The organism is Protofrankia sp. CiP1_Cm_nod3 (assembly GCF_982290655.1).
In genome coordinates this window covers 59280-74154 of sequence record NZ_CEVIVD010000001.1, presented here as the reverse complement: position 1 = coordinate 74154, position 14875 = coordinate 59280, and the positions used below count along the sequence as shown (strand labels likewise).

Here is a 14875-nt window from a genome sequence, read left to right as displayed (position 1 = left end):
TGGGGGATCTTTTTCAGGACAACCTTCTCAGAACAGCAGGAGGAGGTTCGTCAGTGCCAGGAGCGCCCCGGCCACCTGGCAGGCGGCCGCGCCGCGGCGGGCCACCCGTACCCGGCGCTCCCGGTCGTCGTCGGACGGCCGGACGTGGACGAGGGCCTCGGCGTTGCCGTACCCCCACCGCCCGATCGCGAACACGATCAGACCGAGGCCGGCCTGGACGATGACGGAGATCACCATTGTGGGCTCGAGGCCGGTCCCCGGTCCCGCTCCCGGTTCACCGGCCGCCCGCCGACGGTGGCGCGGTGGGCTGCTGGGCCGGGACAGAAGCGCTGGCGGCGTCGTTGACCTGCGGCGGTGAGTCCGGATCCGCGGGGCGGTAACCGTCGGCATACCTGACGTGGGCCTTGCGGATGGCGCCGGCCATCCAGTCCCGCCAGGTGGTGAGCTGGCGATCCAGCTGCAGCTGCTGACGCAGGCTGTCCTTGACCTGGTCGAACACGGCCGGGGCCGGTGGCATGACCTGGATCACCTTGCCGACGTTCCAGCCGTACTGGGTCCTGACCGGGCCGAACACGCCACCGGGCGGGGCGGCGAACGCCACCGGGGCGTACGCGGCATCGAGCTGGTCCGTGCTGACGACGCCGAGCACGCCCCCGCTGTCCTTGGTGCTCCCGTCCAGGCTGCGCTGCTGCGCGAGCTGTTCGAACGGCGTGCCGGCGGCGGCGTCCCGCACGATCTGGTCGGCCTCGGCCTGCGACGACACGACGATGTTGCGCAGGTCACGGCGTTCCGGGGTGGCGAGCTCGTCCTTGTGCTGGTCGAACTGGGCGTGCAGCTCGGCATCGGAGATCTCGGGCGTGCCGGCGACGTGCTGGAAGAGCTGGTTGATGGCAAGCTGGCGCTTGATCTCTGTGAGCACCGCCTGCTCGTTGGTGCCGACGGTGCCGAGCGCCTGGACGAACTGGTCCCTGGCGCCGCTGCCGCTGCCGTACTGCTGCTCGATGAACCGGCTCAGAGCGTCCTGCGCCGCCTTGTCCGCGATCACGATCTTCGTGTCGGTGGCGGCGCGGTCGAGGATGATGCCGACCGCGTAGGACTTGGCGACGTCGCGCCGGAAGGTGTCGAGCTTGGCGGTGTCGGTCGGCGCCTGGATCCCGTAGAGGGCGCGCAGTGTCTCGGCCCGGCGGTCGAGGTCGTCGACCGTGATGTCCTGGCCGGCGACCCGGAAGGCGACCCCGCCGGGCAGGCTGCGGGACGCGTGCCACAGGTAGCCGCCCACCCCGCCGCCGAGCAGCACGACCAGGGCGGCCGCCAGCACGATGCGCCCGCGTAACGAGCGGGGCGGGCGGACGCGGCGCGCGCGGCCGACGGCGCGGCGCAGGCGGGAGCGCTCGCCGCTGTCCACGGCGGGCTCGTCGGCGCCATCCCCACCGGCCGGCTCATCGGCGTCGTCCTTCGCCCGGGCCTTCTCCCCGCCCGGCTCGTCCCCGCCGGATTCGTCCCCGCCGGATTCGTCCTTGGCGGGTTCGTCCTTGGCGGATTCGTCCTTGCCGGGTTCGTCCTTGGCGGGCTCGTCCTTGGCGGATTCGTCCTTGGCGGATTCGTTCTCCGCGAGGCCGTCCCCGCCGGATTCGTCCCTGGCGGACTTGTCCTTGCCGGGCTTGTCCGCCGTACCTTCGTCCCTGGCTGGCTCACCCTCCGTAAGATCGTCTCTGACGGGCTTGTCCCTGGTGGGCCCGTCCGCCGTGAGCTTGCCCCCGGCCGGCTCGTCCTCGACGGATTCACTCTCCGTAGTTTCGTGCTCGACGAAGTCGTCCCTGGCCGGCTCGCCCGCGGCGGATCCGTTCCTGGCCGCTTCGTCCGTGGCGGGCCGGCTCCCGGCGGGCTCGCCCCCGGCCGGCCCGCCGCCGCTCCCCGCGGCCGGGGCTCCACCGTCCTCGGCTAATGCGTCCGGCTCGACATCGGTGTCGGCTTCGGCAGGCATCTACTTCACTCCAACCAACTCGTGCGCTACTGGGCGTGGCCCGGGTTCAGGCCGTACCCCGGAGGATCGCGGATGCGCCACCGCCACGACTACCCCCGCGGCGGCGAGCGCGAGACCCACCGCGCCGGCGAGCAGCACCCCGAACTGCCGGATCACGGCCAGATCGGAGGCGGCGAGGACGAGATAGCCGACCGCCGAGGTGGTCGCCGCCAGCAGCACCGGGGTGCGCAGCGCACGTCCGCCCCGGCGGGCCGCCTCGCTCAGCAGTACGGTGAACTCGCATCCCACCGCGGCGGTCAGCGAGCCCAGTCCCACGGTGACCGGGCTGAGCGGGATGCCGAGAGCCCACAGCAGGAACAGCCCGGCGCCGGTCGCCAGCGCCGCGGCCACCAGCGCCCGCAGGGCGTCGCCGCGACGGCGCAGCCCCACCGCGAGCACGGCCGCCGCCGCGGAGATCCCGAGCAGGTTGCCGAGCACCCGCTCGGAGGAGAGCAGCTCCTGGCCCCGCACCGCCACCATGGACAGCCCGGTGATCTCCACCTGGAATCCCGGCGGTGGGACGAGGACGCGGCCGATGTCGTCACGCAACGCCCGCAGCGCGTCGAGGTCGTCCATGCGGACCCCGAAGACCATGGTGGCGACCTGGTGGTCGCCCCGGATCACCGAGCCGGCCAGATACGGCGGCAGCAGCCGCAGCGCCGCCCCGATCTGCTCGGCGGTGCTCTCCGGCCCGAGGAACTGCAGCAGCGTGGGCGGTGAGACCACCGGGCGCAGCCGGTCACCGTGATCGGCGATGAGACGCTGCTGGGTGACGCGCATCCACTCCACCGCCGCCGGGCTGGTGACGTCCACCCCGCGCAGCACCACGGAGAGCTCCCCGGAGGAGCCGACGACGCTCTCGACATGCTGCGCGTCCTTCAGGGTGGACGCGCCGGCCGCGAGCGAGGCGAAGTCGCTGTCGAGCCGCAGGCCCGGCAGCGCCGCCCAGCCGGCCACGGCCACGGCCACGGCCACCGCCACGGCCACCGCCACGGCCACCGCCGTCCCGCGGTGGCGCGCCCGGGGCCGGCCCGCCGGAACGGGCCCGGCGGACACGGGCTCGGCGGGCGTGGGCCCGCCCGGCGTGGGCCCGGAACCCGCCGGCCCGGCGGGCACGGCCGGCAGGAGCGCGCCGAGACCGGCAGAGACGAGCACACCGATCGACAGCGTCAGGCCGAGATCGCGCACGAACGGCAGCGGTGAGAGGAGCAACGTCGCGAAACTCGCCGCGGTGGCGGCGGCGACGGTCAGCACGACCCGGCGCCGGGCGTTGCGGGTGAAGTAGGTCGGGTAGTAGCTGCCGATCCCGAGCAGCACCGGCAGGAAGGCCACCACGCCCAGGGACAGCGGCCTGCCCGCCCAGCCCAGGATCGCCAGCGTCAGGCCGATCGCGACCAGCGTCGAGGCCAGTGGGAGCAGGCGCCGGCGCCGGCGGGTCCACGGCACGAACAGGAAGCAGGCACCGATCAGGACGACGGCGATGCCGCCGAGGCGCGGGGCCTCGGAGCGGACCTGGTCGCTGACACCGGCCGCGAGCACCGGCACCCCGGACACCGTCACCCGCACACCGTCGAAGCCCGCGCCGCGCACGGTGTCGCGCACCCGGCCGACCAGGCGCTGCGCGGCGCCGGCGTCGATGCCCTGGCGCGGGCGGACGAGCACCGCCACCGCGTTCTGCGAGGGCACCACGAACCGCCACTGGGGCCGTGGCGCCTGGCCCTGGGCGAAGACCACCGACTGGACGAACCGGGTGTTGCCCAGCGTCGGCAGCCCGGCGGGCAGCCCCTGCACGACCAGCGGGCCGTAACGCTGGTCGAACTGCGCGGCCGTGCGGTCACCGGCCTCGCGGGCCTTCTGCTCGGTCGCGCCGGCATCGCGCGCCGTGACCTCGGCGGTGGCCCGCACCGCGTCCCGGCGGCCGGCGAGCTCGGCGAGGAAGTCCTGCGTCTGCCCGGCGATCTGGTTCAGCGTCGTGGCGGGCCCGTAGACCGCGGCGACGTCGCCGAGCCCGGTCAGCTGCCCTTCCAGGCGCAGCAGGCGGTGCAGATGGTCGCTGTCGAGCAGCAGCCGCGGCTGCGTGCTCTCCAGCAGGATCACGACCGGGTCGCCGCCGAACGAGGAGGCCAGCTCGTCGAGCTGCTCCACGGTGCGGTCATGGGCCGGCAGGAACGAGCCGATCCCGGTCTCGACCCGGCTTCTCGCCAGGCCGCCGGCGATGAAGCCGGCGGCCAGCAGAGCGAGCAGGACAGCGAGGAGGGCGGGTAATCGCCTCCTGATCATCGCGGGTCCGGCTGCACACGCGGATACGGGTCGTTGCGCGGACCGGGGCTGGTGGACGCTCCCGCCGGCGGGAACGGGTTGGACTTGTTCAGCGGGCCGATGTTGGTGTTCAGCGGCAGGCCCTTGACCGACTGCTCGTTGAGGCCCAGGAAGATCCGCAGCGCCCGGCCGTTGGCGTCACCGGTGGCCGCCGACTGGCCGAAGTTGGTGAAGAACGCCACGATGTCGCGGCCGTAGGGGCGCAGGTAGGCCAGCATCGGGTTGACGTCGGCCAGGTCCACCCGCAGGCTCGGGATGAGCGCCGTGAGGTCGTCGGCGACGGGGGGCACCCGGGTGAGGGTGTCCGGCGCGGCGACCAGCACACCGTCCAGGGAGGGCAGCAGCCCGCGCAGGTCCGCCGAGGTCTGCGGGAGCTCGGTCAGCGCGGCCGAGAGGTCCGGTGCGGCGTCCTGGAGGTTCTTCGCGACCGGGGACAGCGCCGTGGCGATGTCGCGCAGCCCGGTGGTGGCGTTCCTGGTGGTGTCCAGCACGCCGGGCAGCTTACGCACGATCTCCGCCACCGGCACGCGGTTGTCCGCGGTGGCCTGGGCGAGCAGGTCCGCGTCCTCGACGAGCTGGCCGATCTGCCCCTGGCGGGTGTTGAGCGCGGCGAGCAGGGTGGCCGTCGAGCTGGTCACCTGCTCCAGGTCCTTCGACTGCGCGGCCAGGGCGTCGAGCGCGGTCTTGCCCTCGCGGCCGAGGTCGCCGAGGCCCTGCAGCGCCTGGGAGATGTTCTGCCTGCTGTCCTCGGTGGCCGCACCCAGCGACCGCACGCCGCTCGCGAGCGAGGCGCGGGTGTCCGCGTCCAGGCTCGCCAGCACGTCGTCGAGCTCGGTGGCGGGCCGGCCCGCGCCGTCGGGCAGCCGGGCGCCGCTGGGCAGCGCCGGCCCGTCGCCGTCCGCGATCTCCAGGAAGGTCTCGTTGACGAGGGTCTTCTCCCGCACCTGCACGACGGCGCCCTGGTGCAGGGGGTACGCGGAGTTCAGCTGTACCACGACGTCGGCGGTGTTGCCGTCGACGGAGAGCCTGTCCACCTTGCCGGCCTTGACCCCGGCCACCATCACGTCGGAGTCGTTGACGAGGTTGGACACCCTGGTCATGTGCAGCCCGACCTGATACCCCGAATCGGAGATCAGCGGCAGCTTGCCGCCGGAGTTCACCCAGAGGTAGCCGAACGTCAGCGCGCAGAAGGTCATGAACACCAGCAGGAACGCCAGCCGGACGACCGGCATCACGGCGTGGGGGATCCGCATCGCGACCGTCTACCTCACCGTCGGAGTGGACAGGGACTTCAGGCCGGTGACCGGCAGCGAGCTGGGGGTGACCTCGAGCAGGGCGCGCAGGATCCCGCCGTTGGCGTCCGCCAGGCTTGTCATCGACCGGGTGTTGAGGATGAAGCCGCCGAGGTCGGGCAGGTACGACACGAGCGTGGCGGTGACCGGGTCCAGCCGCCCGGTGCTTGCCGTCAGATCCGGCAGCGCCGCGTTCAGCTGCCCGACGTAGGGCCGCAGGTCCTTGACCACCGGGTCGGCCTTCCGCACGACCGGGCCGAGCTGGTCGAGGGTCTTGTCCAGCTGCCGCAGCGTGCCGTCGAGCCTGGTCAGCGAGCCGGGCAGGGACGACGAGGCGCCCTTGAGGCTGTCCAGCGCCGGGTCCAGCTGGCCGCTGAGCTCCTGCACCGCCTCGGTGGCCAGCCTGAGCTGGTTGGTCAGGTCGGGCAGCTGGGCGAGCGCGGAGTCGGCCGCCGAGCTGTGCTCCCCCACCGCGCCCAGCGTCGTCTGCAGCGAGTCGGCGAGCGTGCGCAGCCGGCCGTCGTCACCGCCGATGGCCGTGGAGATCTGGCTGAGCGCGGTGATCAGCCGCTGGATGGTGTCCCGGCGGGTCTGCAGCGAGGCGAGCACCGGCTGGAGGCGGGTCACCACCGTGTCGGTGGCGGTCAGGCCCTCCGGGAGATCCTGCGGCGCGGAGGCCAGCGCCGCGTCGGACTCCTCCAGCAGGGCGGTCAGCGCGGAGCGGGCGTTGTCGTCGAGGTGGCCGAGCACCTCGTCGATCTGGACCGGCCGCTGCGAGCTCGCCAGCAGCAGCGTGCCGCCCGCGGGCAGCCGCCTGCCCTGCTGCGCGGAGCCGGGGCTCAGCTCGACGTACATCTCGTTGAGCGGGCTCTTCGGCCGCAGGACGACGTGGGCGTTGTCGTAGACCCGGTACTTCGGGTCGATGGCGAGCTCGAGCCGGGCGTGCCCGGCGTTGTCGACGTCCGCGCCCACGATCTCGCCGGCCGCCACCCCGGCGATGCGCACCTCCTGGCCGTGGCCGGGGCTGACCCCGGGGGTGCCGGCAAAGGTCGCGTAGAAGGTGAACTTGTTGTCCCAGGGCACGCTGAGCCGCTGGTTGCTCAGGATGATGCTGCCGGAGATCCCGGCCAGCGTGATGAGCCCCACCAGCGCCAGCACGTTGCGCCTGAGACCGGGCTCGCTCCCGATCCGCCCCCAGATCCGCCGGAGGCGCTGTACACCGCTGCTCATCGCGGCTGGGCTCCCTTCTGCAGCGCGGCCCCGGTCTGGTTGGACAGCCCGACGAGCAGCTGCTCGAGGCTGATCGGCAGACCGCCGACCGAGCCCGCCCCGACACCGGGCTGCAGGGCGATCAGGGCCCCGTTGCGGTCGGAGAGCACCGAGGTGCGGGCGAGCGTGGTGGCCATGTATGCCAGCTCCTGGTAGATGGGCTTGTCCGAACTGGCCGCCGCGTACGGCCCGGTGCCGTGGTACGGCGCGAGCACGAACTGCTTGACCGGTCCGTCGATCCGGTCGAGCACGGGGCCGCTGAGGTCGTCGAGGGCGGTGGTGGCCTGCCGGCCGGCCGGCACCAGGTCCTGCACGAGCGGGCGGGCGTCGACCAGGACGCCGCGCAGCTGGTTGACCACCGGCCGCGCCTCGGCCAGCACGGGGTCCGCGGTCGCCAGCACGGTGTCCAGCTTGCGCACCACCGGCTGCGCCGGCCCGGAGGTGTCGCGCAGCTTCTCCAGCGTCGTCTTCAGCCGGGCCAGGCCCGCGTCGGTGGCGTCCAGGGTGGACGGCAGGCCGGAGACCGCGGTGGCGATGTCGCTCGTGCGCCGGGAGAGCACCGAGGTGGTGGTGCCCAGGTCCGTGACGATGGCGTCGAGCTGGCCCTGCTTGTCGATGAGCTCGCGCGCGGTGGCCTCCAGGCTGGTCACCAGCTGGGGCAGGTCGGTGTCGGGGTTGCTGCCCAGCGCCGCGCCGGCCACCGCCGCGGCCGGGTCCAGGGTGTCCGGCGCGTGGGCCACGAGCTGGTCGACCGCCTCGCGCCCGCCGTTGCCCAGCGTCTCGTCGAGGCTGCTGGTCGACTTGCGCAGGCCCTCGAGCGCGGACGGCTGCAGCGCGGCGGCGACCTTGTCCAGCTCCACCGGCAGCTTGGTGCGCTCTACCGGGATGGAGCCGGTGAACGTGCCGGGCCGGCCACCGGGGACCAGGTCGATGAAGTAGTTGCCGCCGAGCAGGGTGGTCGGGCGGATCACCGCGCTCGGCTCGGAGCCGAGCTTGGCGCGGATGTCCCCGTCCACCTTCACCGTGACCCGCGCGTCGCCGTTGTCGGTCTCCCGGACGCCGGTGACCACGCCGACCGGTACGAACGCCACCTTGACCTGGCTGCGGTAGGGCGCCAGCCGGTTGTCGGCGGCGAAGCTGATGTCGAGGCTGTCCCCGGACCGCAGGGTGACGAGGATGCGGTTCTTGTTGAACAACGCCAGGCCGGCCAGCAGCGAGACGATGATGAACAGCACCCCGAGCCGCAGCGGCGTCACACGTGGGCGTCTTGTGATCGCGGCCATGTCAGCCCCTCACCTCCGGTTCCCGAGCAGCGACGTGCTCTTGTCACGGGCGGCCTGTCCGGGGGCCGGGTAGGCGTTGCGGTTGGTGAGCGGATCCCGCAGCGGCAGGATGCCGCTGACCGTCTCGGTGCCGATGACCGGGTAGATCCGCAGCCAGTGCCCCGCGGCGTCCCCGTCGGAGAGCGCGTCCGTCATGTAGCTGAAGAACAGCGACACCTCCGGCGCGTACGGCGCGGCGGCCGCCAGCGGCTGCCGGGCGTCGCCCAGTGCCTGGACCAGCTTCGGCGCCAGCGGTTTCGCGTCGCTGAGGACCTTCGTCAGCTGGGGCACCACCGGGTCGGCCTGGCCCGCCACGCCGGGGACCTTCTCCAGCGGGGGCACGCCCTCGCGCAGCACGCCCCGGACGTCCTCGGTGGCGTTGCCGAGCGCGACGGCGCCCGGCCGCAGGCTGGTCACCGCCTGGCCGGTCCGGGCCAGCGGTGCGCGCAGCTGGTCGAGCGCGCCTCGGGCGTCGGCCAGCGTCTGCGGGGCCTTGTCCAGGGTGGCGCCGAGCGGGGCCTGGTTGTCGACGTCGAGCGCCTGCAGGGTCGTGTTGACCCGGTCGACCAGTTCGGCCAGCTGCTGCTGGTGCCCCTCGAAGGACCGGGACAGGCTGTCGGCGGCGCGCAGCAGTTCGGTGAGGTCCGCGCCGTTGTCCACCGACAGCGCCCGGGAGACCGTGGCGAGGTCGGGCAGCTCCTGCGGCAGCGCGCCGGCGACGTCCTTGAAGTCCTGGGCGTGGCCGCCCGCTCCCCCGCCGGCCTCGCGCAGCGTCGAGCCCAGGGCGTCGCGGGTGGGCTGGTCGAGCACCCGCAGCACGTCGGAGAGCTCCTGGGCGTCCCCGGTCTTCGAGGCCGGGATGATCTCGTTGCGGCCCAGTTCCCCGGTGCCCGGCGTGCCCGGCCGGAAGTCCACGTACTTCTGCCCCAGGGCGGAGCGCGCGGCCACCGTGGCGGTCAGCGCCGACGCGTCGCGGTAGATCCTGCGCCCCTTGTTGAACCCGAGGGTGACCAGCGGTCTGCCGTCGACGATGCGGACGTCCCTGACCTGTCCGGCCCGGACGCCGGCGATGCGGACGTCGTCGCCGGTGCGCAGCGAGCCGACCTCGTCGAAGGCCGCCTTCACGGTGCGCCCCCTCGTACCGGGCAGTCCGCTGCTGGCGGTGAGCGCGACGTAGATGGAAAGCGCGAACGCCACCACCAGTCCGGCGCCGATCAGGAGCGGGCGCTGGCGTGCCCAGCCCGCCGTCCCGCCTGCCATCAGCTGCCTCCGAGCAGGAAGCCGAGCATGCCACTCTCCTGTTGCTGGTTGAGGCCGGTGACACCGCCGTCCGCGGTCGGAGCGGGGGCGAGCAGGCCGCTGAGGATGCCGGTGACACCGCCCGTCCCCCCCGCCGGGCCGCCGCCCGGCTGCTGGGGCCCGGTCACCGCCGGGTCGAGCGGCTGGCCACTGGGATTCTTGGTCAGGGGCAGCGGTGAGCCGCCGACGCCGAGGTTGGAACCGAGCCCGGGAACCAGGCCGGTGAGGATGTCCGGGGTGACCACGACCATCCCGCGGAAGTAGTGCGACAGCCCGTCCGAGCCGTTGGTGGCCAGCGCCCAGTACTTGATGAAGTTGAAGACGTTGACGATGTTGTCGCTGAGCTCGCCGACGAGCGGCTTGAGCGAGGACGCGGCCGCCACCGTGTCCGGCCCGCTGGGGCGCAGTGTGCTGACCACCGGCCTGGCCTCGTCGAGCAGCGACTGTGCCTTCGCCAGCACCGGGTCCAGGCTCGCCAGCGCGGGGTCGGCCGTGGCGGCGAACCGGTCGAGCTCGGCGCTTATCCGGGTGAGGTTGTCGGTGGTGGGACGGATCGCCTGCAGGGTCGGTACGGCGGCTGTCGCCGTCGAGGTCAGCTCGGCGAGCGTGGCCCGCGCGCTGGCGAGGGTGTCCGGCAGCTCCGCGAGGGTCCGCTCGAGCACCTGCTGCCTGGCCGCCGTGGTGCCCAGCAGCCGCTGGGTGGAGCCGACCAGGTCGTCGAGGGTCCTGCCGCCGTCGCGCGCGAGCGCGTCCGCGACCGGCTCGACGTTGTCCACCAGGTTGTTCAGCAGGGTGTTCTGCTCGTCGAGCACCTTCGCCAGGGAGCCGGTGTCGCGCATCGCCGGCGCGAGCGCCCGGACGGCGTCGTCGATGTTGCCGCCGTTGCCCTGCAGGCCCTCGCCGAGCACGGTCACCAGCGCGGCCAGGGACTCGCCGGTCGGCTCGTCGATGGTGTTGAGCACCTCGTCGAGGTCGGTGTTCCGCCCGGTCTGCGTGGCCGGGATCACACCTCCGCGCGGCAGCGCGGGCGCGGCCGGACTGCCCTGGTCGAGTTCCAGGAAGCGCTCGCCGAGCAGGCTGAGCGGACGCACGGTCAGCCGGGCGTCGGTGTGCAGCGGCATCGCGGCCGGGTCGAGCTCCATCGTCACGTCCGCGTGGCCGTCCGGGTCCACCCGCATGCCCGCGATCCGGCCGACCTTGACGCCTTTCAGCTTGACCTCGTTGCCCGTCAGCAGCGGGCTGGCGTCGTTGAACCTCGCGTGCACCACCCAGCTGGACGGGCTGCCGTTCGCCACCAGCCCGGTGGTCGTGGCGGCGGTGGCCAGCAGCGTCACCAGCGCGACCCCGACCAGCCGCGGCAGCGGCCCGCGGCTGCGGCTGCGGCTGGGCGCCAGGTTCCTTCTTCTCGGGCTCGTCCTTCTCGGGTTCGTCATCGAGCGCTGCTCCCGAAGGCGTCGGTCCAGGGCTGGTTGCCGATGGCGCCGGGCAACGGGTAGGGGTCGTTGCGCAGACCAGGCACGAGCACGCCCGGGTTGTTGTCGAGGCTGGCGACGCTGGCCTGGATGTGGCCTCGCGCGTAGTGGCCGTTGGCGTCGTAGTTGGCGAAGGACGACCCCCACTGGCTGAGGAAGGACACCGCCTCCGGTGTGTACGGGCGCAGGAAGGCGAACGCCGGCTGCAGGTAGTCCGTCGCGGCGGTGACCCCGGGCACGGCGGCGTGCGCCTGGTCGAGCAGCCCGGGTGTGATGTCCAGCAGCTCGTCCGCAGCCACCAGGGTCGGGCGCAGGTCGGCGATGACCGGGCGCAGGTCCGCGAGCAGCGGCCGGAGGTTGCGCGACACCGGCGGCAGCTTCTCGGTCGCGGGACGCAGGTCGTTCAGCAGCGGCACGGCCTTGTCCGCGACCCCGGGTACCACGGCCAGCGTGCTGTTCGCCTGGTCCAGCGTGCCGGGCAGTTTCTGCAACGACGTCGACAGCTGCTGGCGCTGCCCGGCCACCACCGAGGTCAGGTGCGTCAGGTCGTTGATGACGCCGCGCAGGTTGTCGTCGCGGGCCGCGAGCGTGCCGGTCAGCTGGTTCAGGGTGACGACCAGGTTCTTGATCGCCGGGCCGTCGGTGCCGATCCCCTTGAGCACCTGGCCCACGGCGGACAGCGCGGGGCCGGCCGACCGCACGGTGGCCTGGACGTCCTGCTCGTTGCCGCGCAGTGTGCCGTCGAGCTCGCGTACCAGCGACGACAGGTGGGCGCGGGTCTCAGGATCGAGCGCGTTGAGGATCTGGTCCAGCTCCATCGGCTGGTCCATCGTCCCCTCGAGCATCCCCCCGGACGGGATCCGCGGGCTGCCCGACGGCCCGTCGTGGACCTCCACCAGCCGCTCCCCCAGCAGCGCCTTCCATGCGACGGAGACGGTCGCGCCGGAGTGCAGCGGCGCATGGCCGGAGTCGAGGGTGAGCTCGAGGTACGCCTTGCCGTCCTTGACCTTGATATCGGAGACGGAGCCGGCCTCGAAGCCGTTCACCATCACCGAGCCGCCCTTGACAATGTTGGTCGCCGACCCCAGCAGCACCCCGACCCGGTAGTCGTTGCCGAACAGCGTCCAGCCGCTCGCGACCACCACGGCCACGGCGGCCAGCGCGACCAGCCCGATCCTTCTCATCCTCTGTCAGTCCATTCCCAGGGGCCCGGCCGATTCGCCGGACAGGAACTGCCGGACAAACGGGTTGTCGGAGTTGAAGGCCTCTTCGGTCTCGCCGTAGTGAATGACCTTGCCCTTCCAGATCACACCCACGTAGTCGCTGACCTTGCGCGCCGTGCGGATGTCGTGGGTCACCAGCATGTAGGTGCCCTTGTGCCGGCTGTGCATTTCCAGGATCAGGTCGTTGAGCAGGCTCGTGCGTACCGGGTCCAGACCGGAGTCCGGCTCGTCGAACAGCACGATGTCCGGGTTCATCACCAGTGCCCGCGCGAAACCGGCGCGCTTGCGCATACCACCGGAGACCTCGCTCGGATACTTGGTCAGCGACCGCTCCAGGCCCACCTCGGCGAGCCTCTCCAGCACGATGTCGGAGATCTCGGGCTCGGACATGTCGGTGTGCTTGCGCAGCGGGAAGGCGGTGTTGTCGTAGATGTTCATCGACCCGAACAGCGCGCCGTCCTGGAACAGCACGCCGAACCGCTTGCGTATTTCGTAGCGCTCGCGCTCGGAGATCCGCCAGATGTCCTGGCCGAAGATGAGGACCTCACCGGCGTCGGGTGCGAGCAGCCCGACAAGATGCTTGATCATAACGCTCTTGCCGGTACCGGACGGGCCGAGAATCGTGGTGATCGCGTCGTCCACGAAGTTCAGGTTCAGCCCCTGGAGCACGCGGAAGTCACCGAACGCCTTGTGCACGTTGCGTACTTCCATGCTGTGCACGCGACGGTCGGGGTCCGGCAGCCCCGGCTCGGGCAGCGACATCCCAGGGATGATCTCGGCAGAATTCTGCGTAGGCACTTGTCCTCCTGACGGCTACCAGTCGGCGCTAGTTCGCGATCGGGGCGTTGGGACTGAGCCCCCAGAAAAGCTGCGTGGTGAGCAGCCCGATGACATGGATGAGGACCATGTTCAGCATCATCGATTTCGCGGTGTTCTTGCCGACCCCGACGGATCCACCGCTGGCGGTGTAGCCGTAGTAACAACTGACGAACACGATCGTCGTGCCCATCGACAACATCTTGATCATTGAGAAGAGAAAGTCGAGCGGATTCTGGTAGAGCCAGAATATGTAGTTGTAGCCGCCGGCGGACACCCCGCCCAGCTGCACGACGGTCACCAGGTACATCGATATGTACATGAGGCCGAGCCCGACCGTGAACAGGAACGGCATCGCTATCCAGGCGGCCATGATCCGGGTACCGACCAGATAGCTGCGCGACCGGACGCCCATGACCTCCATGGCGTCGATCTCGTCGGCGATCCGCATCGAGCCGATCTCGGCGACCAGCCCGCAGCCGACCTTCGCCGCGAAGATGTAGCCGTACATGTACGGCGCCATCTCGCGCAGCGAGCAGTAGGCGTTGAAAATGCCCGAGTACAGCGGGGCGCCGATCTGCTTGAGGGTGTAGCTGGCCTCCAGCCCGCACTGCATCCCCATGATGAACTGCATCGACCAGATGATCAGGCCGCTGGACAGGATCAGGATGCCGGCCTGGTGGAAGACCTCCGAGGTGTAGTGACGGATGTCGCCGAAGTCGCGGATGGTCCGGGCCGAGAACTGGGCGATCTCGCCACCGGTGGTGACGGCCTGTTTCACCCCGCGCTGCATACCGCCCAGCGTGATCACGGTATCCTGCGGCTTCGGCGCCGCGACACGCGGCTGCCCGCGCCGGTCGAACTCGTCCACTGATGTGGTCATGATCGTTCGGCCCTTACTTGAAGACCTGCATGTCGGGGTTGAGCCCGAGCAAGATGGTCGTGAAGACGTAGTTGAAGATCCAGATGGCGGCGAAGGAGATGACCACGGCCTGGTTGACCGCGCGTCCCACGCCGATCGGCCCGCCCTGGGTGTGCAGGCCCTTGTAGCAGCACACGACCCCGATGAGCAGGCCGAAGATCGTCGTTTTCGCGACGCTGGCCCACACGTCGGTGACGGTGGCGTTGGCGAAGAAGTTCTCGAAGAACGCGCCGCTGTTGGCACCGAGCACCCACACCGAGGCCAGGTAGCCGCCGAGCACGCCGAACGCGAGCGCGACCAGGTCGAGCAGCCCGGTCATGAGCGTGATCGCCAGCACCCGTGGGACGATCAGGGTACGGATGGGATCGACGCCGAGCACCTCCATCGCGTCGATCTCCTCACGGATCCGGCGGGCGCCGAGGTCCGCGGTCATCGCGGTGCCCATGACACCGGCGACCACCATCGCGTTGATCCACGGGGCGAACTCGCGGACGCTGGCCATGATGAAGAAGGAGCCGAGACGTTCGGGGATGCCGAAGAGCAGGAAGAGGTTGCCGCCCTGCAGGCCCGGCGCGCCGAAGCCGAACGCCGTGCAGGACACCATCATCGGTATCCAGCACAGCTTGAGGATGTCGAACATCTGGTCGCGCACGGCGCCCCAGTAGCCGACGGGGTGACGGATGGCGCTGCCGAAGACCTGCCCGGCCAGCTGCACCATCTCCCCGCCCTGCTGCAGCGGCCGGCGGACGGCGCCAACCCATTTCGGCGCCTTGTTCCTGCGCACCCGGCGGCGGGTGCCGGGAACCGACGGGGCGGCCGCGGCCGGCACGCTCATGCGCGCTCACCCGCCGACCGCGCGCCGACGCGGCCACCGCGCCCGCGGCTGACGCTGACGGCACCACCACGGCTGTCGGCACC

12 protein-coding genes are annotated in these 14875 nt (G+C 71.7%); all 12 read right to left on the bottom strand.

Annotation, left to right across the window (positions count from 1 at the left end; translation table 11 throughout):
* Positions 1–27: 27 nt before the first annotated feature.
* From AC5LUJ_RS00310 to AC5LUJ_RS00255, 12 genes are read right to left on the bottom strand one after another with little or no spacing between them, the layout of a single operon-like run.
* Positions 28–237, bottom strand: a complete 210-nt coding sequence (locus AC5LUJ_RS00310; RefSeq protein WP_250285465.1) for a hypothetical protein — start codon at positions 235–237, stop codon at positions 28–30.
* A 37-nt stretch (positions 238–274) separates the two neighbouring features.
* Positions 275–1984 (bottom strand): peptidyl-prolyl cis-trans isomerase, encoded by a 1710-nt coding sequence (locus tag AC5LUJ_RS00305; protein ID WP_250291014.1) that lies wholly within the window; start codon positions 1982–1984, stop codon positions 275–277.
* A complete protein-coding gene (locus AC5LUJ_RS00300) occupies positions 1985–4303 on the bottom strand; it encodes an RND transporter family protein (protein ID WP_493464295.1) in 2319 nt (772 codons plus the stop codon).
* The gene (locus AC5LUJ_RS00295) at positions 4300–5595 is read right to left on the bottom strand and encodes an MlaD family protein (protein WP_493464294.1); all 1296 of its coding nucleotides are present in this window, start codon (positions 5593–5595) and stop codon (positions 4300–4302) included. Before AC5LUJ_RS00295 ends, AC5LUJ_RS00300 begins: the two co-directional genes overlap by 4 nt.
* 9 nt (positions 5596–5604) lie before the next feature.
* Positions 5605–6864 (bottom strand): MlaD family protein, encoded by a 1260-nt coding sequence (locus AC5LUJ_RS00290; protein ID WP_493464293.1) that lies wholly within the window; start codon positions 6862–6864, stop codon positions 5605–5607.
* Positions 6861–8186: an MlaD family protein gene (locus tag AC5LUJ_RS00285; protein ID WP_493464292.1), complete on the bottom strand. Its 1326-nt coding sequence runs from the start codon at positions 8184–8186 to the stop codon at positions 6861–6863. Before AC5LUJ_RS00285 ends, AC5LUJ_RS00290 begins: the two co-directional genes overlap by 4 nt.
* A 9-nt stretch (positions 8187–8195) precedes the next feature.
* Positions 8196–9485: an MlaD family protein gene (locus tag AC5LUJ_RS00280; protein ID WP_493464291.1), complete on the bottom strand. Its 1290-nt coding sequence runs from the start codon at positions 9483–9485 to the stop codon at positions 8196–8198.
* Positions 9485–10957, bottom strand: a complete 1473-nt coding sequence (locus AC5LUJ_RS00275; RefSeq protein WP_250283927.1) for an MlaD family protein — start codon at positions 10955–10957, stop codon at positions 9485–9487. The genes AC5LUJ_RS00280 and AC5LUJ_RS00275 overlap by 1 nt, the downstream gene beginning before the upstream one ends.
* Positions 10954–12180, bottom strand: coding sequence for an MlaD family protein (locus tag AC5LUJ_RS00270; RefSeq protein WP_250283929.1), 1227 nt, complete (start codon positions 12178–12180; stop codon positions 10954–10956). Before AC5LUJ_RS00270 ends, AC5LUJ_RS00275 begins: the two co-directional genes overlap by 4 nt.
* A 6-nt stretch (positions 12181–12186) precedes the next feature.
* Entirely contained in the window at positions 12187–13017 is an 831-nt protein-coding gene (locus tag AC5LUJ_RS00265) for an ABC transporter ATP-binding protein (protein WP_250283931.1), read from the bottom strand.
* 28 nt (positions 13018–13045) lie between these two features.
* The gene (locus tag AC5LUJ_RS00260; protein ID WP_250283933.1) at positions 13046–13918 is read right to left on the bottom strand and encodes an ABC transporter permease; all 873 of its coding nucleotides are present in this window, start codon (positions 13916–13918) and stop codon (positions 13046–13048) included.
* A gap of 13 nt (positions 13919–13931) precedes the next feature.
* Positions 13932–14792 (bottom strand): MlaE family ABC transporter permease, encoded by an 861-nt coding sequence (locus AC5LUJ_RS00255; RefSeq protein ID WP_250283934.1) that lies wholly within the window; start codon positions 14790–14792, stop codon positions 13932–13934.
* Positions 14793–14875: the final 83 nt, after the last annotated feature.